Genomic DNA, 22,899 nt, shown 5'->3' with positions numbered 1-22,899 from the left:
TAAAAAAGCCAATGCAACCCAAAATCATGAAAGGGAAGCATTGGCTTTTCTCAAACTTAACTTAATCTAATTTAAAAACAGTATTTCTTTTCTGCTTTTACTTTTTCTGCGATCTCAATACGTAAATCTACAATATCTGGGTAGTTAGCATATTTAGTAAAACGCTTAAGTCCCATTAACATCATACGTTGCTCGTCTCCTTCAGCAAAAGAAATAATACTTTCTTTTCCTTTTTGTTCAACGATATCTACAGCGTGATATAAATATAATTTTGCCATTGCAATTTGTGCAGATTGTGAGTCTTCACCAAAACGCTTCGCATTTTTCTCAGTTCTTAAAATTGCTGATTCTGCCATATAGATTTCAATTAAGATATCTGCAGCCGCAATTAATAATTGTTGGTGCTCTTCGAGTTGAGGTCCGAATTTTTGAACTGCTCCACCAGCAACCATTAAGAATGCTTTTTTAAGCTTTTGAATCATTACTTTTTCTTCTGAAAATAATTCAGAATAATCTGGTGTATCAAAAGAAGGAATACCCATTAGTTCTTCTTGTACTTTTGATGCAGGACCTAGTAAATCTACGTGACCTTTCATCGCTTTCTTTACTAACATACCAACACATAACATTCTGTTGATTTCGTTAGTTCCTTCATAGATACGTGCAATTCTAGCATCTCTCCAAGCAGATTCCATTGGTGCATCTTCCGAGAAGCCCATTCCTCCAAAAATTTGAATTCCTTCATCTGCAGAAGCTTGCACATCTTCAGATACGGCAACTTTTAAGATAGAACATTCAATAGCATATTCTTCTACACCTTTTAATTCTGCTTCTTGATGTGTATTTCCTGAAGCTTCTCGCATGGCAATTCTGTCTTCAATATTTTTTGCAGCTCTATAGGTTGCAGATTCACCAGCATAAGCATTGGCAGCCATTTCTGCTAATTTTGTTTTAATAGCGCCAAATTCTGCAATAGGGGTTTTAAATTGTTTACGCTCTGTAGCATAGTTTACTGCTGTAGTTAAAATTCTACGTTGCGAATCTAAACAAGCCGCAGCCAACTTAATACGACCTACATTTAGCGCATTCATAGCAATTTTGAAACCTTCACCACGACCTGCTAACATATTTTCTGAAGGAACAACAGTGTCATTAAAGAATACTTGACGTGTAGAAGACGCACGAATACCTAATTTATGTTCTTCTTCACCTAAAGTAATTCCGTTTGGATTTTCTTTATCAAATTCTACAATAAATCCAGTGATGTTTTTATCATCTTCAATACGTGCAAAAACAATCATCAAACTACAGAAACCTGCATTTGAGATCCACATTTTTTGTCCGTTAATTTTATAAGATTTTCCATCTTCAGATAAAGCAGCTGTTGTTTTACCAGAATTGGCATCCGATCCTGCATCAGGTTCTGTTAAACAGTAAGCACCAAACCACTCACCAGAAGCTAATTTTGGTACGTATTTTTGTTTTTGTTCTTCAGTTCCGTATAGTGTAATTGGCATGGTTCCAATTCCTGTATGCGCACCAAAAGCAGTACTAAAAGATCCTGTACCAGAAGAAATATAATCACAAGTTAAAACCGTAGATACAAAACCCATTCCCATTCCGCCATAAGCTTCAGGAACAGCAACACTTAAAAAGCCCATGTCACCAGCTTTACGCATGACTTCTTCAGTTAAAGCATAGTCTTTAGCTTCAAATCTGGCTTTATGTGCAATGATTTCACGATCGTTGAATTCCGTTACGGATTCTTTCATCATGGTTTGTTCTTCTGAAAAATCTTCAGGTGTAAAAACGTCTTCACAATTTGTTTCTTTTACCAAGAATTGTCCGCCTCTTAGTAAGTCTTTATCTGTTGTTTCCATAATTTTATATAGATTATAGAAGATAGAAAATAGAAGATAGACTCTAAGCGAGACTGTTTTGAAATCCCATTGTCATTCTTTGGAATTCTTCTATTTTATCTTCAAGTTTTTTTAATGCTTCGTTGTTTAAATATTGTCTATGTTTAGCTACTAATAATTGCGTTCCTAATTCAAATGAAGAACCTAGAGCAATGTCTAGAAAATGACTAAATGATTTATCTGTTCTAGAAGATCCTTCTGCAATGTTGCTAGGCATTGATACTGAACATCTACTAATTTGTGAACTTAAATCATACCTTTCGTGTTTTGGAAAATCTAACAAAACATCAGGAATATCATTTGTAATCTCTAAACCGAGTTTCCAAATTTTTAAGTTCTTGTAATTATGTCGTTGTTTAGCACACATAAGTCTTTTTTCTTTGTTCTATTCTCTCTTATCTATTTTCTAAGAAAGAAACTCAAATATGCCACAAGCTCCTTGACCTGTACCAACACACATGGTTACTGCACCATATTTACCACTCATATTTCGCTTACGCATTTCATCAAAAAGTTGAACTGATAATTTTGCTCCTGTACATCCTAAAGGGTGACCCAATGCAATGGCTCCACCGTTAACGTTAATGATATCTGGATTAAGGTCTAATTCTCTAATTACAGCCAAAGATTGTGAAGCAAAGGCTTCGTTTAATTCAATTAATTCTAAATCAGATTGTTTTAAACCAGCTTGTTTTAAGGCTTTCGGAATTGCTTTTACAGGTCCGATTCCCATGATACGAGGCTCAACACCTGCTGCAGCATAGTTTACCATTCTTGCAATAGGCTCTAAACCTAATTCTTTCACCATATCTTCACTCATTACCATAACAAATGCAGCACCGTCACTCATTTGAGATGAGTTACCAGCAGTAACACTTCCACCGGCAGCAAATACAGCTCTAAGTTTGGCTAAAGCCTCTTTACTTGTTCCGGCACGAGGACCTTCATCTTTAGTTACCGTATATGATCTGGTTGCTTTTTTTCCGTTGGCATCTATGTAAGTTTCATCGACTTCAATAGGTACTATTTGATCTTGAAAACGATTTTCTGCTTGTGCTCTTAAAGCTTTCATGTGCGAGTTGTAGGCAAACTCATCTTGGTCTTCACGAGATACTTTGAATTGGTTGGCTACTGCTTCAGCCGTATTTCCCATTCCCCAATAATAATCTTCATGACCTCCTTTTACAATTTCATCATAATTTAATTCAGGTTTAAAACCTGTCATAGGTACGCTACTCATGCTTTCTGCACCACCAGCTATGATACAATCTGCCATTCCGGCTTGAATCTTAGCTGTTGCCATACCAATTGTTTCTACTCCAGAAGAGCAAAAACGGTTAACCGTAACTCCAGGGACATCAACGATTTCTAATCCCATTAAAGAAATTAAACGCGCCATATTTAATCCTTGAGCTCCTTCGGGCATTGCGTTACCAACAATGACATCGTCAATACGTTTTGGGTCTAAATTAGGCAGTTCTTTCATCATATGTTTGATGGTTTCTGCGGCTAATTCATCTGTTCTTTTAAAGCGGAACACGCCTTTTGGTGCTTTACCAACTGCGGTTCTGTATGCTTTTACTATATATGCTGTTTTCATGTTAATTCGATTTTTAGATTATTCGATTTTTAGATATTTTAGATTTCCAATCATCTGGAAATCCGGTAATCCAATAATCTAGTTTCTTAATGGTTTCCCTTTAGTCAACATATGTTGAATTCTTTCTAACGTTTTACGTTCTGTACATAATGAAAGGAATGATTCACGTTCTAAATCCAATAAATACTGTTCGCTAACTAGAGTAGGTTCTGATAAATCTCCACCAGCCATAACGTAGGCTAATTTGTTTGCAATTTTCATATCGTGCTCACTAATGTACTTAGAGTCTTTCATAGAATCTGTTCCTACCATAAACATACCTAAAGCCTGTTTACCCAAAACTTTTACATCGGTACGTTTTACAGGTTGTGTATAACCCATATTTGCCATTAACATAGCGTGTTGTTTAGCAACAGCAATCTGACGGTCTTTATTAACAACCACAACATCTTTTCCTTTTTGAAGAATTCCTAAATCGAAAGCTTCGTAAGCAGAAGTTGCTACTTTAGCCATACCAATAGTTAAGAAGTATTCTTGAAGAGTATTTAATTGCACATCTCCTTTTTTGAAGGTGTCTGATGCTCTTAAAGCCATTTCTTTAGAACCACCACCACCAGGAATGACACCAACACCAAACTCTACCAATCCGATGTAAGTTTCTGCTGCTGCAACCACTTTATCTGCGTGCATAGAAAGTTCGCATCCACCACCAAGTGCCATACCGTGAGGCGCAGCAATTGTTGGAATAGAAGAGTAGCGCATGCGCATCATACTATCTTGGAAATATTTGATAGCCATGTTTAATTCATCATATTCTTGCTCTGCAGCCATCATAAAAATCATTCCAATGTTTGCACCAACCGAGAAGTTTGCAGCTTGATTACCAACAACCAATCCTGCGAAATCTTTTTCAGCAATATCAATAGCCTTATTTAATCCGGCTAAGACATCACCACCAATCGTATTCATTTTAGATTGGAATTCTAGATTTAAAATACCATCTCCTAAATCTTCTACAACAACACCCGAGTTTTTAAAGACTTCGGTTGTTTTTCTAATATTATCTAAGATGATAAAACTGTCTTGACCAGGAATTTTTTCTTGTGATTTCTTTGGAATATCATAAGCGTAGGTTGCTCCATCTTTCACGGTATAAAATGAATCACTTCCAGAAGCCAACATTTCAGTTACCCAAGCATTAGGTTCTAAACCTTCTGCTTGCATCATTTTAATTCCTTTTTGAACACCAATGGCATCCCAAATTTGAAAAGGACCATGTTCCCATCCAAATCCTGCTTTCATAGCATCATCGATTTTATATAAATCATCTGAAATTTCAGGAATACGGTTAGATACATAAGCAAATAAGGCAGCGAAGCTTTTTCTATAGAATTCGCCTGCTTTATCTTTTCCTTTTACTAATATTTTAAAACGATCAACAACTTTATCGACAGTCTTAGTCAATTCTAAAGTTGCAAATTTTGCGCGTTTAGAAGCACGGTATTCTAAGGTGTTTAAGTCTAAAGATAAAATTTCAGAAGAACCATCGGCTTTTTTTACTTTCTTATAAAATCCTTGACCTGTTTTACTTCCTAACCATTTATTTTCCATCATGGTATTGATGAAATCAGGTAATTTGAATAATTCTAAACGTTCATCTTTAGGACAGTTTTCACTAATTCCGTTAGCAACATGAACTAAAGTATCTAAACCTACAACATCAACCGTACGGAAAGTTGCCGATTTTGGACGACCAATTACAGGACCAGTAAGTTTATCAACCTCTTCTATGGTAAGATCTAAATCTTTAACTGTGTGAAATAAACTTTGAATACTAAAAATACCGATTCGGTTTCCTATAAAAGCAGGTGTATCTTTAGCTACAACTGAAGTTTTTCCTAAAAACTTTTCACCATATTCACTTAAGAAGTCTAAAACAGGTTGTTCTGTTTTAGGTCCAGGAATAATTTCGAATAATTTTAAGTAACGCGCCGGATTAAAGAAGTGTGTTCCACAGAAATGTTTCTGGAAATCTTCACTACGACCTTCGCTCATAAATTTAATAGGAATACCTGATGTGTTAGAGGTAATCAAGGTTCCTGGTGTTCTATATTTTTCAAGCTTTTCAAAAACTTGTTGTTTAATGTCTAGACGTTCTACAACGACTTCCATAATCCAATCTACATCTTTTACTTTTACGATATCATCTTCAAGATTACCTGTGGTGATACGGTTAGCAAATGAAGGATGGTAGAGTGGTGCAGGTTTTGATTTAATAGAAGCCGTTAAAGCATCGTTTACCATTCGGTTACGAACCACTTTGTCTTCTAAGGTTAAACCTTTAGCTTTTTCTTTATCATTTAATTCTCTTGGTACAATGTCTAATAGTAAGACATCGACACCAATATTGGCAAAATGGCATGCGATACCGCTTCCCATAATTCCGGAACCGATAATTGCTATTTTATTAATTCTACGTTTGCTCATATTATTTTATTGTTTGTTCCTTTTGATTGTATATTTGTTTGTTAGAGATCATGTTATTAATGACTTCGGCTACTTTTTGAAAGCTTGCCAATTCTTGCTCAGAAATATTTGCTTTAATGGTTTCATTAAAAGTGATTACTCTAGCTTTTGAATAATTTCTTTTTTCTAAACCAAACTCTGTTAAAAAGATTAAAACCCCACGTCCATCTTCGGGGTTAGGTCTACGTTCAATTAAGCCTTTTGTTTCCATCATTTTTAAAGTCCTTGAAAGGCTTGTTGCTTCCATTCCCATTTTTGGACCTAAAGAAGTTGATGGAGTTCCGTTTTCAGGATCAATACTTAGTAGGGCAAAACCGGTAGCCATGGTTGTATCAAATTTGGCAGCTTCTTCGTTATACATTTTGTTAACTGCTAGCCAAGTTGTTCTTAATATATAATCTATTGTTTTATCTTTCATTTATTGTCATTGGAATCCAAATATAACAAAAAACACTATGCACGCATAATAAATTAAGAAAATATTATTACTAATATTTTAATATTAAGATGGTAAAATTCACAGAAGTCTTTTTGTTGGGTGCTTTTTTTGCGATTATGACATAATTTTTAAATCACTAGAGAAAAGCGATTCAAAAATTAGTGAGTGTTAAAGGTTGTGAAAATAGGCTGATTTTTACTATGGAAATATAAAAAGGAGTTGAAAGAAACTCTTAATAATGATTTAGATTTTTTATTAGAAATCATAAGAAAAGTTCTAATAAAGGAGGTGTTTTAATACTTTAATACTTTAAAAATTTAATAAAAAAAAACCTTTTTTACAGTTTTGAAGTTTGTAAAAAAGGTTTTTTTGAAAATGTGTTAAATTATGATCGATAAATTTTATCATAAAGATCTTGATACATCTTTACAATAATGGCACGTTTCATTTTTAGTGTAGGAGTTAAATGACCTCCATCTATAGACCAAATATCTGGTGTAAGTTCAAAACGTTTAATTTGTTCCCATTTACCAAAATGTTTATTGTATTTGTCAACTTCTTTTTGAATACGATTCATTACGATTTCAGAATTCGCAATATCTTCATTTGTTTTTCCGATGTCATGTTTTTTAATATCAATCCAATCTCGTATAAAATCGAAATTCGGTTGAATTAAAGCAGCAGGCATTTTTTCACCTTCACCAACAACCATTATTTGTTCAATAAAATGTGATTGTTTCATGTCGTTTTCTAACAATGGAGGAATAACGTATTTACCTCCAGAGGTTTTAAACATTTCTTTTTTACGACCTGTAATTTTTAGAAAACCATCCGCATCAATTAATCCCTTATCTCCAGTATGAAAATAACCGTCAGTCATTACTTCTGCTGTTTTAACAGGATCTTTATAATAGGCTAACATAACGTTAGGTCCTTTTACTAATATCTCGCCATCATCTGCGATTTTAACTTCTACATTATCAATAGGTTTTCCTACAGTTCCTATTCTATAACTATTGTCTTTATATAAACCAACAGCTATTACAGGAGATGTTTCTGTTAATCCATAGCCTTCCATGACTTGCATTTTTGCAGCTCCAAATATTCGAGCTAATCGAGGTTGTAGTGCGGCACTACCAGAAACCATAGTGCTTATTTCGCCCCCAAGAGCATCTCTCCATTTATTAAATATAATTTTATTGGCTATTTTAAGTTGAAACTCGTACCACCAGCCATTAGCTTTATAAGGTTTCCATTGGCCTCCTAATTTAACAGCCCAAAAGAAAAGTGCTTTTTTTATACCGGAAAGCTCTTCGCCTTTAAACATAATTTTATCAAAAACTTTTTCAAGTAATCTAGGAACCACACTCATAAGATGAGGTTTAACTTCTTTGGCATTATCACCTATTTTATCAATGCCTTCTGCAAAATAGATAGAAAACCCTGCGTATTGATATATATATATAAGCACGCGTTCAAAAACATGACAAATTGGTAAGAAGCTTAAAACTCTGTTATTTCCTTCCTTAATAGGAACTCTAGGAGAACAATCTAAAGCATTACTTGTAATATTCCAATGAGAAAGCATAACACCTTTTGGCTTTCCTGTTGTACCAGAAGTATAAATTATAGTTGCTAAATCATCTGGTTTTACAGCATCTTTATGAGCTTCAACTTCAGGCTGATTACTTTCGTCTTTACCTAGCTCTAATAATTCAGAATAATGTTTACAACCTTTAATATAATCGAAAGAGTAGACCTCTTTTATTTTTGTTTTATCTTGAATTTTTCGAATTTTTTCTAAAACCTCTTCATCTGAAACAAAACAGTAAGTAGATTCACTATGGTTTAGAACATATTCATAATCTTCTGCTGAAATGGTTGGGTAAATAGGAATATTCTGTGCTCCAAGTTGAAGAATTCCAATGTCTGTTATGTTCCATTCCGTTCTATTTGTTGTAGAAATAACAGCAATTTTATCATCTTTTTTTACGCCTAATCGTAGCAAAGCTCTACTTATAGCATTTGATTTATCTACATATTCTTGTGTAGATGTAGCTTCCCATTCACCATTGTGTTTGGTTACTAATGATTTAGGATTAGGGTTATGTTTTAATTGATAATATGGAAAATCGAAAAGTCGAGTTACTTCTGTCATAGTTGTCAATGCTTATTTTAGTAAGAGAGAATACGAAAGTATAAAATTATTGAATACAAATTTAGTAATGTTAGTAAGAAAAATTTAAGAATTATTGATTTATGCTAGAGTAATGTGTGGTTATTTTTATGAAATATACAATAAAGTTCACTTTTTTTCATAAAATAATATTAAAAATAATCATTAATTTTTGTTATATTTGGATTAATATAATTGGTTTACCAATTTGGTAAACCAATTTATCTCTAACCAATTTTTTAATTAATAAACTATGACAACAATTTACTATTTACGGACAAAAATTCTAATGATACTTAGTCTTTTTTTATTCTCAACATTTAGTTTGTTTGCTCAAACAACACATAATATTGATAATATTGATGACCTAGAAGATTTAGTAGAAACACTTGCTGCGGGTGACACCGTTATTTTAGCAGATGGAACTTACACAACTGACGAAAGAATTAAATTTTCTCCTACAACAGGTACTGCAGAAATGCCTATTACATTTAAATCAGAAACCCCAGGAGGTGTTGAATTTACAGGAGGCTTGAGAATGAGCATTGGTGGAGATCACGTAATTATTGATGGTTTTTATTGGCACGGTGGTTATGGTGCTAGTGCCGTTATAGAATTTAGAGATGGTTATGATTATGCTAACCATAGTACAATTCAAAATTGTGCATTAGACGGTTTAACTGTTGATCCGGATGATTTTGATGCAACAAGTAGTGTAAAGCATAATTGGATCACATTATATGGAACTTATAATACTGTCATTAATTGTTCATTTATGAATAAGACTAATGCCGGTAATATGGTTCTTGTAGAGCTAGCATACAATGCTTATCCTCCGGTTGATGATGATGAACCAGAAATCAATACAAGTTGTGATATCGTTGGCCATACGATTAGCAATAATTATTTTTATAATTATGAAAAAATAGATTCAGATTTAACAAATTCTGGTGATAGTGAAACGATACGTATTGGTACAAGTTCTTATCAAAATGTTGATAGTAGTACTTTAGTGACTAATAATTATTTTGTACAAGCTGATGGTGAAAATGAAATTATCACTAATAAAAGTAAAAACAATACATTTATAAATAACACTTTTAGAAGAAGTAGAGGGTCTTTAGTGCTTCGTCATGGATCTAATGCTACAGTAGAAGGAAATTACTTTTTAGGTGAAAATGTAGACGGTACAGGTGGAATTAGAATTGTTGATAGTGAACATACGATTACTAATAATTATATTCAAGATTGTGTTACTGTTATCGATCAATCTATATGGAATAATGGTATAACATTTTTAGGTGGTAGTGCTAATAATTCTGTTGCTTGTACTTCTGATAATAATTCTAATGGGTATCAAAAAGTTGAAAATATTACACTTTCAAATAATTCTATTATAAATACTAATGCGCCTTTATTTTATAATGTAGATAAAGGTTCTACAGATCCAACAGGTGTTGTGTCTAATAACTTAATTTATTTTACTCCTGGTAATGAAAATATAACAGATGTTATTACAGGAGATGAAGCTGATGCCTATTCAGATTTAGGATCAGCATTAGATTACTCTGGTAATGTTTATGCAGGAACAAATTTAGGAGTTACAAATGCAGGCTTTGCTGAAGAAGCAGGAATTACAGCTACTGCAGAAGGAGAAATTTTTACTTTCTTAGGTGTAGGAGCAATAGGAAAAGGTGCAGATATGGGAGCTTATTTACCTACAACAGATGGTATGGTTGGTTCAGGAATAGGAGCTTGTTTTTTAAATAGTTTAGGTGTTAAGATTACAGATGGAGATTGTACTATTGAAATACCAGAATCTTTAACCGTTAGTGGATTACAAACACTTTCTCCAGAAGAAGGAAGTTATGATGTTTATGTTAATGCTAATGTAAGCTGGATAGCAGTTTCTAATGACGATTGGATTTCTATTGATACAATCTTTGGTACAGCTGATGCAACTATATCTGTTACAGTTACAGAAAACTCAGATACAAGTAGCAGAACAGGTTCTATTACTTTTACGCAAGATGCAGGAGGCGATGATATTGTAAGAGTTTTAAGCATTGTACAAGATGGTGCAGATTTAACGGATTTATATGATCTTATAAATACAGGTGTAATAGGCGAGGATCCTGTTACAATTCATTCTTTTTCTGAAGAAGAAGTCGATGGGGTTACTAAGTTTAATTATGCCTCTAATAGTTTAGATAAAGATAATAGTTCGGTTTGGACTGCAGATGATGGCGATATTTTATCGGGAGATTATAAAGGAGATGGTGAATATGTTATTTATGATTTAGGGAGTATTCATACCCTTAATTTAATTCAGTTTACAACTTCAAATAAATCGGATGCTTTTGGATTCCAATTTTTTGTTTCTACAACAGGAACTGAGGATTCAGATTTTTCAATGGTATTACCAACTACTGGTGATTTATTACTATCGGCTACTAGTACTACAGATTTTAATTTATACGAAGTAGATACAAGTACTAGATATGTAAAAGTATTAGGTTTTGGAAGATTTAATAGTGATGGAGATTCTAGAACAAGTGCTTGGGTTACACTTGGTGAAATTGAATTTTTTGGTAATGAAGTACTGTCTGTTAATGATTTTGATTACGATAAAAATGTAAAGATTTATCCGGTGCCTGCACAAAACAGTTTAACAGTTAAGGTTTTTGAAGCTATGGATATTGAAGTTGCAAAACTTTATAGTGTAGATGGTAAGTTGGTTATGAATAATAAAGTTGACTTTTTAGATTCTGAATTTACTATGAACGTTTCTAATATTGAAAATGGAACTTATATTCTTAACCTATCAGGTGCAACAGGTGTTAATGTTTCTAAATTTATAGTGATTAAAAACTAAATCATTAAAGTTTTATAAAAAAGGAATCGTTTAAAATTAATTTTTTAAACGATTTTTTTTTGCATCAATATCAAGCTTTATAAAAAGAATAAACCCTCCTAAATTATATAGGAAGGTCTACTCAATAAATCTGTAATTTAGGGAACTACATTTCTATTTTTTCCATGCAAAAGATTGGAAAGGTGCATCTACAGGTGTATTTGCAATATGATTAGTATAGTTACTAATTACTTTTTGAGATAATCCTAAAATAATCTCTAATACTTGTTGCTCACCATAACCAGCAGCATAAAATGTACTTAATTCTTCTTCAGTTACGTGTCCACGATTTCTAACAATAGTTAATGTCATAGTACGTAATGCTTCTAATTTAGCATCTGCTAAAGGCGTTTCGTTACGTAAAGCTTCAGTTATAGCATCATCAACTTTCATCATTTTTGCAATTCCTGTGTGAGCAGGTACACAATAATGACATGCATGTTCTACGTTTATAGCTTGCCATACTACTGTTAATTCTTCTTCGTTAAAAGAAGTTTGAGTAAATAACTCGTGTAATGTTTGGTAAGCTTCAAATGTTTTTGGAGCACTAGCTAAAACCCCATGTAAACCAGGAATCATACCAAAACCTTTTTGAGATTTTTCTAATAAAGCTTTGCTTTCTTCTGGTGCACTTTCGATGTTGTGAATTTTTAATGTTGTCATAATTTTTCTTTTTTATTTGTTGTATTTTTTCTAAACGTTCGGTTAGTTATGTCGTAAAAAAAAAGGTTATAAATTTTTAAAGGTCATTTCAATATAATCTTCTATTTCCTTTTTTGTGTTTACTCTTGCTGCTGCGGCTAAACCATGTTTTGCTAAAAGTAAAAAGTTAGCTTGTTTTATAATGGTTTCTTCGTCTTTAGAAGGATCCATTTTAAGCTTTTCAATAATAATAGTTTTTAAACCATCCATAAAAGAATTCATTTGCTCTTTTATTAATAGGTCTTCGCTTTCTGAAAATTCATTGTAAGTATTTGTAACCAAACACCCTTTTTCATTTCCTTCTTCAAAGTTAGAACTTACAGAATCATAAAAAAACTGCTTTATGTCTTCTATTCCGTTATCTGCTTTTCTAAACTTTTCAAAAATAGAATTGATTTTCGATTTATATTGCTTTAAACTTTCTAAGAATAAACCGTTTTTATTACCAAAACTAGAATATATTGAAAACTTATTAATGCCCATTTCTTTTTCAAGCATTTGCATTGATGTTGTTTGGTAGCCATTTCTCCAAAAGATATGCATTGCTTTCTCAACAACTTCAGTTTCGTTATATTCTTTTTTTCTTGCCATTTTTTTTATAATTAGAATCACTTAATTTCTAACTACAGTACAAAACTAACCAATTGTTTAGAAAAGAAAAAGGATTTAACATTTATTTAGTTTTTTAAAGAGGTTGATTAAAGATGAAGTATTAACGATTTACTGTTATACTTTTTAATTTTCTGTAAATTAATAGATAAACAGTAGCTGCTGCAAACGAAATAATGGTACCTACATAAATTCCGAACAAAGGATATACTATTGAGATCACTAAGGAATAAATTATTAATGAAAACATACCAATAGGGACATTTTTTATAATTGTATGCACATGTTCTTTTGAATAGGTAAAGTGAATAATTAAGATTAACGGAAATAGTGTTGTAGGAAAGGCAGAAAAAAGTCCTGCTAAATTTGGCCCTACAAATCTAGGAACACTCGTAATTAATAAAATAATTAAAGCAGCAAAAAAGGCTCGCACAAAAAGAATTCTATAATTAAGCTTTGCTTTAGTCTGGATATTAACATTCTTAATTTTTTTGAAAAGATAAATGTAAAGAAATGAAAATGTAACAGGTATTAATGCGGCTATATATTTATTGACATCAATAAGCTGTAATAGCGAAACAATGGCAAAATATCCTAGTATAGCAGATAATGAAGAAAGAAGGATATTGAATTTAGTAAAGAACTTAGAAGCCATGTAATAGATATATACAAATGATAAAGTTGCAGTTAACCCAATCATATTAAAAACAGCACTTTCTGCAGCGAAGTCAGGACTAACTTCTAATCCAAAGAAAAATAAAGTTATAGCAGAACCGGATGGGTATCCTGATAAAATACCTGCAATCTTTGTACTTACATTTTCGGCAAGAATAGATAAACCAATAACGAATAGAATGGCGACAATTAATTTAATTAAGATTAATAATTCGGGCATTTTATTAATTAATATTTACCTATTACTGATTTTATTTTAAAATATAAAAGCAGTAAACCTTAATATAAATTAAGTGTTTACTGCTAATAAAATATTGAGAATAAGATTAAATATTATTTTCTAGTCGCAGTTATCTCAGCTATTTTACAAATAACTTCAACAGCTTTCTGAATACTTTCTACTGGTACGTACTCATAACGTCCGTGGAAATTATGACCACCTGCAAAAATATTAGGACAAGGTAATCCCATGTAAGATAATTGAGAACCATCAGTACCTCCTCTAATTGCTTTTATAAGAGGTTTTATACCTACAGCTTTCATGGCTTCTTCTGCAATATCAACAATATGCATTACAGGTTCTACCTTTTCTTTCATGTTAAAGTATTGATCTTTGATTTCAATTTCAAATACTTCACTTTCGTATTTTGTATTTAAATCTAAAACAATCTTTTCCATTAAAGCTTTACGAGCTTCAAACTTGTCTTTATCATGATCGCGAATAATATACTGAAGTGTTGTTTCTTCAACTTCACCTATCATATTATGAAGATGGAAAAAACCTTCGTAGCCTTCAGTCGTTTCAGGAGTTTCTAATTTAGGTAATGTGTTAATAAATTCTGATGCATAATACATTGAATTTATCATTTTACCCTTAGCATATCCAGGATGTACTATTTTACCTTTTACCTTAATTACAGCACCTGCAGCATTAAAATTTTCATATTCTAATTCACCAACTTGGCTACCGTCCATAGTGTAAGCCCAATCTGCTCCAAATTTTTCAACATCAAATTTATGAGCACCTCTACCAATTTCTTCATCTGGAGTAAAGCCAACTTTAATCGTTCCATGCTTTATTTCAGGATGATTAATAAGGTATTCCATTGCCGTTACAATTTCTGTAATTCCGGCTTTATCATCTGCTCCTAAAAGAGTAGTACCATCAGTTGTTATTAACGTTTGACCTTTATACAGTAGTAAATCTTCAAAATAATCTGGAGATAAAATAATGTTTTGTTCAGCGTTTAAAACAATGTCTTTACCATCGTAATTCTTAATAATTTGAGGTTTTACATTCGCTCCTGTAAAATCAGGAGAGGTATCAAAATGTGAAATAAAACCAATAGTTGGTACTTTGTGATCTACGTTACTTGGTAAAGTTGCCATGATATAGGCATTCTCGTCAATAGTAACGTCACTCAATCCAATACCTTTTAACTCTTCAACTAATTTATTAGCTAAATCCCATTGCTTAGTTGTGCTTGGGGTTGCTTCAGAGTTTGGGTCAGATTCTGTGTCTATAGTAACATAGCCTATAAAACGATCTATGATATGCTGCATAATAATATTTAAATTGATAAATTAAAGTTTAAATGTAATAACAGGAAGTTTAACATGGTTCACAACATCTTCAGAAATACTACCTCCAAAGAAAAGATTTAATCCTTTTCTTCCGTGTGTAATCACAGATACTGCATCTACATGTGCTCTCTTTATAAAGCTAGATATACCATCTTCTACGCTGTGGTCAGAGATACGAGCTATAGAAATATCATCGTCACTTAATTTTGCTTTTTCTAAAAATACAGCAATTTTTGCGTCAATTTCATCAGTACTTAAAAATCCTAAATTAGGAGTATTGATATTTAACAATGATATTTTTTTTCCTAATATCTTTAATAACTCTAAAGCTTTTTTGATTGAAGGAACGCTTTCTTCAGAAAAATCAGTAGCTATTACAATATGTTCAAAATTAACAACTTTTGGTTTAGACTTAACGATTAAAACAGGTGTGTTGCTATGGCGTACAACTTTTTCTGTGTTAGATCCTGTAAATACACCATCGTAATCATTATGCCCTCTAGATCCCATAACAATAAGATCAGCATCAATTTCAGTAGCTACAGCAGCAACTTCATTTAATACTTTAAGGTATTTTATCACCGGAGTAACAGTAAGACCTTCAAGATATGGTTGATCTAAAAAAGTATCAAATTGCTTTTTAGCTACCAAAAGCATAAAAGCATTTTCATCATTACGCTCAGTAATAGAAGCTGAGAAGATAGATTCAGACAATTCTAGCATGTGCATAACAATCAATTCTGCATTGTGTTGTTTTGCTATTTCTGCAGCTGTTTCTAGTGCATATTCAGAATGCTTTGAAAAATCAACAGGAACGATAATTTTTTTCATGATATTTTGATTTTGGTTTGGATTCCAAAGTTAGTAAAATTCCTAAGGAAAAATAATGATATATAACAGTTTCTGTTAAAATTAATAGGATTATTTATCCTTTTTTATTAAGTTCAGATGCTTATTTTTGCACGGCAAAACTGTTATTATGTACAAAACTATTATTAGACCTATTTTATTTTGTTTCGATCCAGAAAAAGTGCATTATTTTACTTTTTCGTTAATTAGAACATTATCTAAAATCCCTGGAGTTAAAGGACTTTTTAGATCTATGTATGTCGTTGAAGATAAAAAGTTAGAACGTCATTTATTTGGACTTACATTTAAAAACCCGGTTGGTTTAGCTGCTGGTTTTGATAAAAATGCGGTACTTTATAATGACCTTGCTAATTTTGGTTTTGGTTTTATTGAAATAGGAACGGTAACACCTAAAGCTCAAGAAGGGAATCCTAAACAACGTTTATTTCGTTTAAAAGACGATAAAGGTATTATTAACCGAATGGGTTTTAATAATGAAGGATTACAAGCTGCCATTGTTCAACTTAAGAAAAATAAAGGGCAGTTAATTATTGGTGGAAATATTGGGAAAAATACCCAGACGCTTCCTGAAGATTATACTAAAGATTACTTAGAATGCTTTAAAGCATTGCATCCTTATGTAGATTACTTTGTGCTTAATGTTAGTTGTCCTAATGTAGGGAGCCATGCTAAATTAAATGATAAAGACTATTTATTAGAATTAATAGGTGCTGTTCAAAAAGCAAATTTAGCGTTCAGTAAGCAAAGACCAATTCTACTTAAAATTGCTCCAGATTTAAATGAAGTACAATTAGATGAAATTATTGAGTTGATTGCAGAAACAAATTTAGATGGTGTTATTGCAAGTAATACTTCTGTAGATCGATCTGGTTTAAGAACACCTGAATCTAGATTGGAAGCTATTGGAAACGGAGGTTTAAGTGGACAACCTATAAAAAAGAAATCAACAAAAGTGATTCAATATCTAGCAACAAAAAGTAATAAAGCCTTTCCTATTATTGGAGTAGGAGGTGTGCATTCTGCTGAAGATGCTTTAGAGAAATTAGAAGCTGGTGCAGATTTAGTACAAGTTTACACAGGTTTTATTTATGAGGGTCCATCACTAATTAAACGAATTAATAAGGCTTTATTGAAGTAGGAATTCTTCAAAAAGTATATTTATAATAAATTTAATTCTAACGCTATACTTTATAATTGAATTACGATATTTTAATCTCTTTTGCTTTAGCTACTTCCATTTTAGCAATTTCGCCAGGACCAGATAATATTTTTGTTTTAATACAAAGTATCACTAACGGTAAATCTTATGGATTGGCAACTGTTTGTGGTTTAATGTCGGGTTGTTTAGTACATACAACACTACTTGCTTTTGGTGTTTCTGCAGTTATAAAAGCTAATGATCATTTATTTTTTGGCATTAAATTACTAGGTGCTTTTTATTTGTTGTATTTGGCTTATAAAGTTTTTATGTCAGATGCTGAACTCAACTTAGAATCTAATGTTTCCTCTAAAAGAAGCTTAAAGGGATTATTTGTAAAAGGCTTTTTTATGAATGTCCTCAATCCTAAAGTCGCGATTTTCTTTTTAGCCTTTTTCCCTGGTTTTTTGTTTAGTAAAACAATGAATACTGTAGTTCAATTTTATGTTTTGGGAGGTGTTTTTGTATTGGTTTCATTTATTGTTTTCTCTTCTGTGGCACTATTAGCAGGCCAGATTAAAACCTATACGGTAAAGCATAAAAATTCTGGATTGGTTTTAAAATGGTTGCAGATTATAGTGTTTGTAGGGATTGCGATATTCATACTGTTGTAAAATATGAAAATGCCTATATTTGACCTAATGAATAAAGCGGTTAAAATAATAGAATGTCCTAGAGATGCTATGCAAGGCATTAAGGATTTTATACCTACTGAAAAGAAAGTTCAGTACATTCAATCCTTACTTCGTGTAGGTTTTGATACTATTGATTTTGGTAGTTTTGTATCTCCAAAAGCGATTCCGCAAATGGTAGATACAGCTGAGGTTTTAGCACAGTTAGATTTAAGTAAAACCGAAAGTAAACTCCTTTCTATCATTGCTAATACAAGAGGTGCAAATGATGCCTCTAAGCATAAAGAAATTGATTATTTAGGGTTTCCGTTTTCTATATCAGAAAACTTTCAGATGCGTAACACACATAAAACCATTGCAGAATCTGTGGTTACACTTTCTGAAATTTTAGAAATTGCAGATAAGAGTAATAAAGAAGTTGTAGTATACATTTCTATGGGTTTTGGTAACCCTTACGGTGATCCTTGGAATGTAGATATTGTAGGAGAGTGGACGGAACGTTTGTCTAAAATGGGAGTTCGTATTTTGTCTTTAAGTGATACCGTAGGAAGTTCTAATCCTGAAAATATAGAGTATTTATTTTCAAATTTAATTCCGCAGTATTCTAATATAGAATTTGGAGCACATTTACATACCACACCAACATCTTGGTTTGAAAAAGTAGATGTAGCTTATAAAGCTGGCTGCCGTCGTTTTGATGGCGCTATTCAAGGATTTGGAGGTTGCCCAATGGCAAAAGATGATCTAACAGGTAATATGCCTACTGAAAAAATGTTCTCATATTTTACGCAGAAAAAAGCACACGATCTTAATGCCATGTGTTTTGAGAGTTCTTATAACGAAGCGACTAAGATTTTTAAAAAATATCATTAAAAAGTAAAACCCTCACATATTCTTTGTGAGGGTTTTATAATTTTATATTATTAAAATAATCGACTACTTTAAGACTAGTTTCTTAGTGACACTATTATTTCCAGAAGTAAACTGTAAGACATAGATACCGCTAGCTAATGAAGACAAATCAAGAGATTTGTTGTAAAACCCTGAGTTTGTATTTAAGCTCGTTTGATATACTTTTTGACCTGTACTAGAATAGATTTTAATTGTATTTATAGAAGCGGTTAGTTGTTCCTCGTCATAAACCAGATTAACAGTTTTATCTGTTGTTGGGTTTGGGTAAATTGATAATTGAGTAGTATTGGCAAAATCTTCAATACTTAGACTTTCTTGTTGGTTAGTATAAACTTTAGTTATTGGTTCATTATCACTATTAAGACCACTTAAAACAAAGTCTAAATCTCCATCGTCATCGTAATCTGTCCAATCGGCAGAACTAACGTATGTACCATAAATTCCTATTTCAGCATTTGTGTCTTCATATAAAATTCCATTAGTATTTTTATAAAATTTAGCATGTGGAACTGTGTTAGAATCTGCACCAGATAAAAATAGGTCTAAATCTCCATCATTATCATAGTCTACAAAATTAGAAGCTCCCCAATAAAGTTGCTCTAATGTAACTGTAGTATTTTCTGTAAAGTTTCCGTGCTCATCATTGTTATATAATACTGTATAAGGAGCATAAGAAGAATTAAAACCAGATATTAATATATCGATATCTCCATCATTATCATAGTCAGCTGCGCTAGATGTTGAGAAATATACATCCGCTAATACTGCAGTACTTTCTGTAAAAATAGCAGTTCCGTCATTAAGATATAGTTTGGATTCTGGAATATAGCTGCTACTAAACCCTGTAAGTAATACGTCTATATTACCGTCATTATTAGCGTCGAATGTGGTAATACTACTATAAGTACTTCCAAAAAAAGGAGCTGTAGATTCTATAAAATCGCCTTCTACATTTTGTAAATATAACTTTGCAATATTATCATAGTTAGCATCAGACCCAGTTATAATTATATCATCTAATCCATCATTATTTAAATCCTCTATTTTTATTTTTCCATTAGTTGTTCCTTGAATATTTATATCTTGAATTGTATATGAACCATTTCCGTCACTTACATATAAAGTACTAGCTCCTTCATCATATGAGTTATATCCTATGATAATAAAATCGCTAACTCCATCATTATTATAGTCTAATTTTCCTATGGATGAAAAGTAATAAGGTTCAATAGTAATAGGTAATAATCCTATACTCCCTGATTGATATGAATAGAGTGCTGAAAAAGCCTCATAATTAGTGTCATATCCAGAAAGCAATAATTCTTCTTTATCAGTATTATCTATATTTATCCATTTTGCTTCTCCGTATAAAATACCTGTTAAATTTATTTCAGTGTTTTCGGTAAATTGTTGCGAATAAGTGCTTTGTAATATTGTAATAAATGCTATTAATATGAATAGTTTTTTCATAATGTTATATTAACTTTAATTCTTTTATTTAGAATGATTCTAAGATTTGTTTTTTTCGAAAAAAGAGAAGAGTTAATTTAAACTCTTCTCTTTCTATGATTAATTTATTGAGGTTACTTTAAAATAAGCTTCTTAGTCACACTATTATTTCCTGAAGTAAATTGTAAGACATAGATACCACTAGCTAATGAAGATAAATCAAGGGATTTATTATAAAACCCTGAGTTTATATTTAAGCTAGTTTGATATACTTTTTGACCTGTAGTTGAGAAAATAGAGACTTCATTGTTATTTGAAGCTAATGTATTTACATCATAAATTAAATTTACTTTTTTGTCTGTTGTAGGATTTGGATACATTCCGAAAGCAACAGAACTATTTACATCTTCGATACTTAAAGCATTCGTTACATTTTCAAAAGCAAAAGAAAGGTTTCCTGTACTGCTTCCTTCAAAGGCTGTAAAATACAATCTGTAAATAGTGTCGTCTGCATATTTTATGTAATAAGCCTGATTAGAGCTTACATCGTAAGCCCAAGCATCATTTAAATCTTTCCAATCGTAACCAATAGTATTGATGTCTTCAGAATAAGTTAATGTTGGGTTTGCTGGCATACCATTAACTTCATCATTTTGTGCCACAGTAACTTCATCACTATGTAAAACACCTGTTACTGGGTAGAAAAAACTTCCGTCACCAAAATAATCGTTTGCATATTTAGTGAATACAAAATCCCAATCAGCAATTGCAGGTTCAGCGACAACCTCTTCATTATTTTGTAAAGAGTAATAATTAAATTTATTTTCTGGATTATTTGTATTAGAAACCGTTGCAGTTTGGTCTTCGCTCCAAGTTGAAGTTTCGGCATTCCAAGTGGCATACTTAAAAATATAACCAGCAGCATAGCTTTCATTAATGAACTTTCTATAGGTTCCGTCTGCATATTTTAAAACAAATACAATAGATCCTACCACAGCATGAGTTGAAGGGTTGTATTCTCCAAAACCATAAGAAGCAGAACCTTGTTCAAAAGCGCCGCCACTCCAAGTGGTTTCACTGTTTTGAAGTGCTGTCCAATTAGCTTCATTTGTTACATCAATAGAGCTATAACTTGCAGCTGTGTTTGCAGCTTCAAAGACTTCAATACCAATACCGCTATTTACTCGCATACCGAATTCGAATGCACTTGTTCTTAAGAACGCTATATCCCATGAGTTTGCTGTAACAGATGTTGCTGTTTCTGTGCTTAATTTATAATAAATTTGATCTGAATAAGAGGGTTGCATTGATAAATCAACGACGGTTTCTTGTGCATTAGCTGTAATAAAGAATAATACTACGGTTAAAAATTGTAAAATTGTTTTCATGTCTTAAATTTTTATATGTTAATTTGGATTAAATAAAAATAACTTGTTGGGTTTTAAAAAAACCACCTCCGTAGAGATGGGTTTTTCAATTATATTATCTTATGACTTTTTGATTAGTTATCATTTACTAATAACTCATACTGAAATTGAGGATAACCGCGTTCACCTGTTTCGCTTTCTACTGCAGTAAATCTTAATTTATAGTAGTTACCATTATTGTCTTTTACAATATAGTATCTCCCTTCTGTTACTGAAGTTTCCCCTGTTGTGTAATCTAGACTTCTCCAATCACTACCAACTACGGCACGATCGGTATATACTAAACTAGATTCATTAACATCTGTTAATGTGAAATCCGTATAGCTTGGTGTGATGTCATCTTCAACGTTAATTTCGTATAAACTTACGCCACCTAGTGTGTTGTGTAGGGTATAATCCGAGTAGGTTAACCCTGCAGCTAAAGAACCTTGATTACCATAATAAGAAAATACACCTCCTAAATCGATATCCCAATCCGATGATTCTGGTTCTACACTAACAATTAGTCCATCTGTTAAACTTACCGCAGTAAGGTTGTAGTTGCTATCTTTTGTGACAACAATTTCAGAATAATCGACAGTATTGCTCAATTCTGCGTATTGAATAGTGTAGCTACTTCCATTAGATAAAACTCTAACTTTCATATAACCTCGAGGTTCACCTGTTGTGTTTAATGTGCCATTGTTAGTTGTCGGTATGTCGTTACCTAAATTCACAATGTAAACGTTATTTTCACTATTTGTAGTGGAAATCTCCCCGAATGCTGTGCCTGTTAATTCACCTTCTTTACTATCCGTAAATGAAATACCAGCATCTAAATCTCCATATTGGTAATAGCTAACAGGAAGCCCTTGCATCAGCTCAGTTACTGTAGAAATCGTTATCGTAGTTGGTGTAAATGTTTGATCTAATGCGTTTAAAGTTAATGGAGAAACTAAAGAAGTAGATGCTGTAACCGAAGTGATATCAGTAATCCCTTCTAATTCTGCTGCTGAAACTAATAGAGCATTATTTAAGTATACTCTGTTTTCAGAACCATTATATACAGCAATTTCCCATGAGTCTCTACGTGAAACCACTTGGTTACCTGTACTTAAATCGACATATACACGGTTTGGCTGATTAAAGCCACCAACTTCAGGATCTATAATTCCACCTGTAGACGGTGGCGTAGTTGTTGTCGATGAAACATCATCATCATTGCTACAACCTGTAAATAGGGCAACTCCTATAAATAGTATTAATGTTAAAAATTTGTTTATCATAA

18 protein-coding genes are annotated in these 22,899 nt (G+C 32.2%); 4 read left to right on the top strand and 14 right to left on the bottom strand.

Annotated features, from left to right (window positions below; translation table 11 throughout):
* Window positions 1-71 precede the first annotated feature (71 nt).
* The 6 genes from H0I32_RS02500 to H0I32_RS02475 form a co-directional block, all read right to left on the bottom strand.
* Window positions 72-1,880, bottom strand: coding sequence for an acyl-CoA dehydrogenase family protein (locus H0I32_RS02500; protein ID WP_179313967.1), 1,809 nt, complete (start codon window positions 1,878-1,880; stop codon window positions 72-74).
* Window positions 1,881-1,923: 43 nt separating this feature from the next.
* Window positions 1,924-2,286: a four helix bundle protein gene (locus H0I32_RS02495; protein WP_179313966.1), complete on the bottom strand. Its 363-nt coding sequence runs from the start codon at window positions 2,284-2,286 to the stop codon at window positions 1,924-1,926.
* A 39-nt stretch (window positions 2,287-2,325) separates the two neighbouring features.
* Window positions 2,326-3,519 carry an acetyl-CoA C-acyltransferase gene (locus tag H0I32_RS02490; RefSeq protein WP_179313965.1) on the bottom strand — a complete coding sequence of 398 codons (1,194 nt, stop codon included), beginning with the start codon at window positions 3,517-3,519 and terminating at the stop codon, window positions 2,326-2,328.
* 78 nt (window positions 3,520-3,597) lie between these two features.
* Window positions 3,598-6,006, bottom strand: coding sequence for a 3-hydroxyacyl-CoA dehydrogenase/enoyl-CoA hydratase family protein (locus H0I32_RS02485; RefSeq protein ID WP_179313964.1), 2,409 nt, complete (start codon window positions 6,004-6,006; stop codon window positions 3,598-3,600).
* A 1-nt stretch (window position 6,007) separates the two neighbouring features.
* Complete coding sequence (locus H0I32_RS02480; protein WP_173586891.1) at window positions 6,008-6,463, bottom strand: MarR family winged helix-turn-helix transcriptional regulator; 456 nt, start codon at window positions 6,461-6,463, stop codon at window positions 6,008-6,010.
* 406 nt (window positions 6,464-6,869) lie between these two features.
* Window positions 6,870-8,642 carry an AMP-dependent synthetase/ligase gene (locus H0I32_RS02475; protein WP_179313963.1) on the bottom strand — a complete coding sequence of 591 codons (1,773 nt, stop codon included), beginning with the start codon at window positions 8,640-8,642 and terminating at the stop codon, window positions 6,870-6,872.
* 271 nt (window positions 8,643-8,913) lie between these two features.
* On the opposite strand from H0I32_RS02475, the gene H0I32_RS02470 reads away from it, so the two are divergent.
* Entirely contained in the window at window positions 8,914-11,535 is a 2,622-nt protein-coding gene (locus H0I32_RS02470; RefSeq protein ID WP_179313962.1) for a chondroitinase-B domain-containing protein, read from the top strand.
* Between the two features lie 153 nt (window positions 11,536-11,688).
* Here H0I32_RS02470 and H0I32_RS02465 read toward each other — a convergent pair whose 3' ends face one another.
* The 5 genes from H0I32_RS02465 to H0I32_RS02445 form a co-directional block, all read right to left on the bottom strand.
* On the bottom strand, window positions 11,689-12,237 hold the full coding sequence (locus H0I32_RS02465) for a carboxymuconolactone decarboxylase family protein (RefSeq protein WP_173586894.1): 549 nt from the start codon (window positions 12,235-12,237) through the stop codon (window positions 11,689-11,691).
* A 66-nt stretch (window positions 12,238-12,303) separates the two neighbouring features.
* Entirely contained in the window at window positions 12,304-12,867 is a 564-nt protein-coding gene (locus H0I32_RS02460; RefSeq protein WP_179313961.1) for a TetR/AcrR family transcriptional regulator, read from the bottom strand.
* A 121-nt stretch (window positions 12,868-12,988) separates the two neighbouring features.
* Complete coding sequence (locus tag H0I32_RS02455; RefSeq protein WP_179313960.1) at window positions 12,989-13,780, bottom strand: hypothetical protein; 792 nt, start codon at window positions 13,778-13,780, stop codon at window positions 12,989-12,991.
* A gap of 113 nt (window positions 13,781-13,893) precedes the next feature.
* A complete protein-coding gene (gene pepT, locus H0I32_RS02450; RefSeq protein ID WP_179313959.1) occupies window positions 13,894-15,123 on the bottom strand; it encodes a peptidase T in 1,230 nt (409 codons plus the stop codon).
* A gap of 21 nt (window positions 15,124-15,144) precedes the next feature.
* Window positions 15,145-15,975, bottom strand: a complete 831-nt coding sequence (locus H0I32_RS02445; protein ID WP_179313958.1) for a universal stress protein — start codon at window positions 15,973-15,975, stop codon at window positions 15,145-15,147.
* Window positions 15,976-16,123: 148 nt separating this feature from the next.
* Between H0I32_RS02445 and H0I32_RS02440 the strand changes: the two genes are divergently transcribed.
* The 3 genes from H0I32_RS02440 to H0I32_RS02430 are packed head-to-tail and all read left to right on the top strand — an operon-like array spanning window position 16,124 to window position 18,717.
* Window positions 16,124-17,152, top strand: a complete 1,029-nt coding sequence (locus tag H0I32_RS02440; protein WP_179313957.1) for a quinone-dependent dihydroorotate dehydrogenase — start codon at window positions 16,124-16,126, stop codon at window positions 17,150-17,152.
* A gap of 56 nt (window positions 17,153-17,208) precedes the next feature.
* Window positions 17,209-17,826: a LysE family translocator gene (locus tag H0I32_RS02435; RefSeq protein WP_173586900.1), complete on the top strand. Its 618-nt coding sequence runs from the start codon at window positions 17,209-17,211 to the stop codon at window positions 17,824-17,826.
* A gap of 27 nt (window positions 17,827-17,853) precedes the next feature.
* Window positions 17,854-18,717, top strand: a complete 864-nt coding sequence (locus H0I32_RS02430) for a hydroxymethylglutaryl-CoA lyase (RefSeq protein WP_173587027.1) — start codon at window positions 17,854-17,856, stop codon at window positions 18,715-18,717.
* 63 nt (window positions 18,718-18,780) lie between these two features.
* Here H0I32_RS02430 and H0I32_RS02425 read toward each other — a convergent pair whose 3' ends face one another.
* From H0I32_RS02425 to H0I32_RS02415, 3 genes are all read right to left on the bottom strand, one after another.
* On the bottom strand, window positions 18,781-20,226 hold the full coding sequence (locus tag H0I32_RS02425) for a T9SS type A sorting domain-containing protein (protein WP_179313956.1): 1,446 nt from the start codon (window positions 20,224-20,226) through the stop codon (window positions 18,781-18,783).
* A 113-nt stretch (window positions 20,227-20,339) separates the two neighbouring features.
* Entirely contained in the window at window positions 20,340-21,593 is a 1,254-nt protein-coding gene (locus tag H0I32_RS02420; RefSeq protein WP_179313955.1) for a T9SS type A sorting domain-containing protein, read from the bottom strand.
* A 113-nt stretch (window positions 21,594-21,706) separates the two neighbouring features.
* Entirely contained in the window at window positions 21,707-22,897 is a 1,191-nt protein-coding gene (locus H0I32_RS02415) for an HmuY family protein (RefSeq protein ID WP_179313954.1), read from the bottom strand.
* Window positions 22,898-22,899: the final 2 nt, after the last annotated feature.

Source organism: Winogradskyella sp. HaHa_3_26 (assembly GCF_019278425.1).
In the GTDB taxonomy this organism is placed as follows: domain Bacteria; phylum Bacteroidota; class Bacteroidia; order Flavobacteriales; family Flavobacteriaceae; genus Winogradskyella; species Winogradskyella undariae.
The sequence above is the reverse complement of the archived record's forward strand: the minus strand, read 5'-3'. Positions and strand labels throughout refer to the sequence as shown.

Bases quoted from the DNA above. Each gene is read 5' to 3' on its own strand.
- H0I32_RS02500 (WP_179313967.1), bottom strand. From the start codon at position 1,880: ATGGAAACAACAGATAAAGACTTACTAAGAGGCGGACAATTCTTGGTA.
- H0I32_RS02495 (WP_179313966.1), bottom strand. From the start codon at position 2,286: ATGTGTGCTAAACAACGACATAATTACAAGAACTTAAAAATTTGGAAA.
- H0I32_RS02490 (WP_179313965.1), bottom strand. From the start codon at position 3,519: ATGAAAACAGCATATATAGTAAAAGCATACAGAACCGCAGTTGGTAAA.
- H0I32_RS02485 (WP_179313964.1), bottom strand. From the start codon at position 6,006: ATGAGCAAACGTAGAATTAATAAAATAGCAATTATCGGTTCCGGAATT.
- H0I32_RS02480 (WP_173586891.1), bottom strand. From the start codon at position 6,463: ATGAAAGATAAAACAATAGATTATATATTAAGAACAACTTGGCTAGCA.
- H0I32_RS02475 (WP_179313963.1), bottom strand. From the start codon at position 8,642: ATGACAGAAGTAACTCGACTTTTCGATTTTCCATATTATCAATTAAAA.
- H0I32_RS02470 (WP_179313962.1), top strand. From the start codon at position 8,914: ATGACAACAATTTACTATTTACGGACAAAAATTCTAATGATACTTAGT.
- H0I32_RS02465 (WP_173586894.1), bottom strand. From the start codon at position 12,237: ATGACAACATTAAAAATTCACAACATCGAAAGTGCACCAGAAGAAAGC.
- H0I32_RS02460 (WP_179313961.1), bottom strand. From the start codon at position 12,867: ATGGCAAGAAAAAAAGAATATAACGAAACTGAAGTTGTTGAGAAAGCA.
- H0I32_RS02455 (WP_179313960.1), bottom strand. From the start codon at position 13,780: ATGCCCGAATTATTAATCTTAATTAAATTAATTGTCGCCATTCTATTC.
- pepT (WP_179313959.1), bottom strand. From the start codon at position 15,123: ATGCAGCATATCATAGATCGTTTTATAGGCTATGTTACTATAGACACA.
- H0I32_RS02445 (WP_179313958.1), bottom strand. From the start codon at position 15,975: ATGAAAAAAATTATCGTTCCTGTTGATTTTTCAAAGCATTCTGAATAT.
- H0I32_RS02440 (WP_179313957.1), top strand. From the start codon at position 16,124: ATGTACAAAACTATTATTAGACCTATTTTATTTTGTTTCGATCCAGAA.
- H0I32_RS02430 (WP_173587027.1), top strand. From the start codon at position 17,854: ATGAATAAAGCGGTTAAAATAATAGAATGTCCTAGAGATGCTATGCAA.
- H0I32_RS02425 (WP_179313956.1), bottom strand. From the start codon at position 20,226: ATGAAAAAACTATTCATATTAATAGCATTTATTACAATATTACAAAGC.
- H0I32_RS02420 (WP_179313955.1), bottom strand. From the start codon at position 21,593: ATGAAAACAATTTTACAATTTTTAACCGTAGTATTATTCTTTATTACA.
- H0I32_RS02415 (WP_179313954.1), bottom strand. From the start codon at position 22,897: ATGATAAACAAATTTTTAACATTAATACTATTTATAGGAGTTGCCCTA.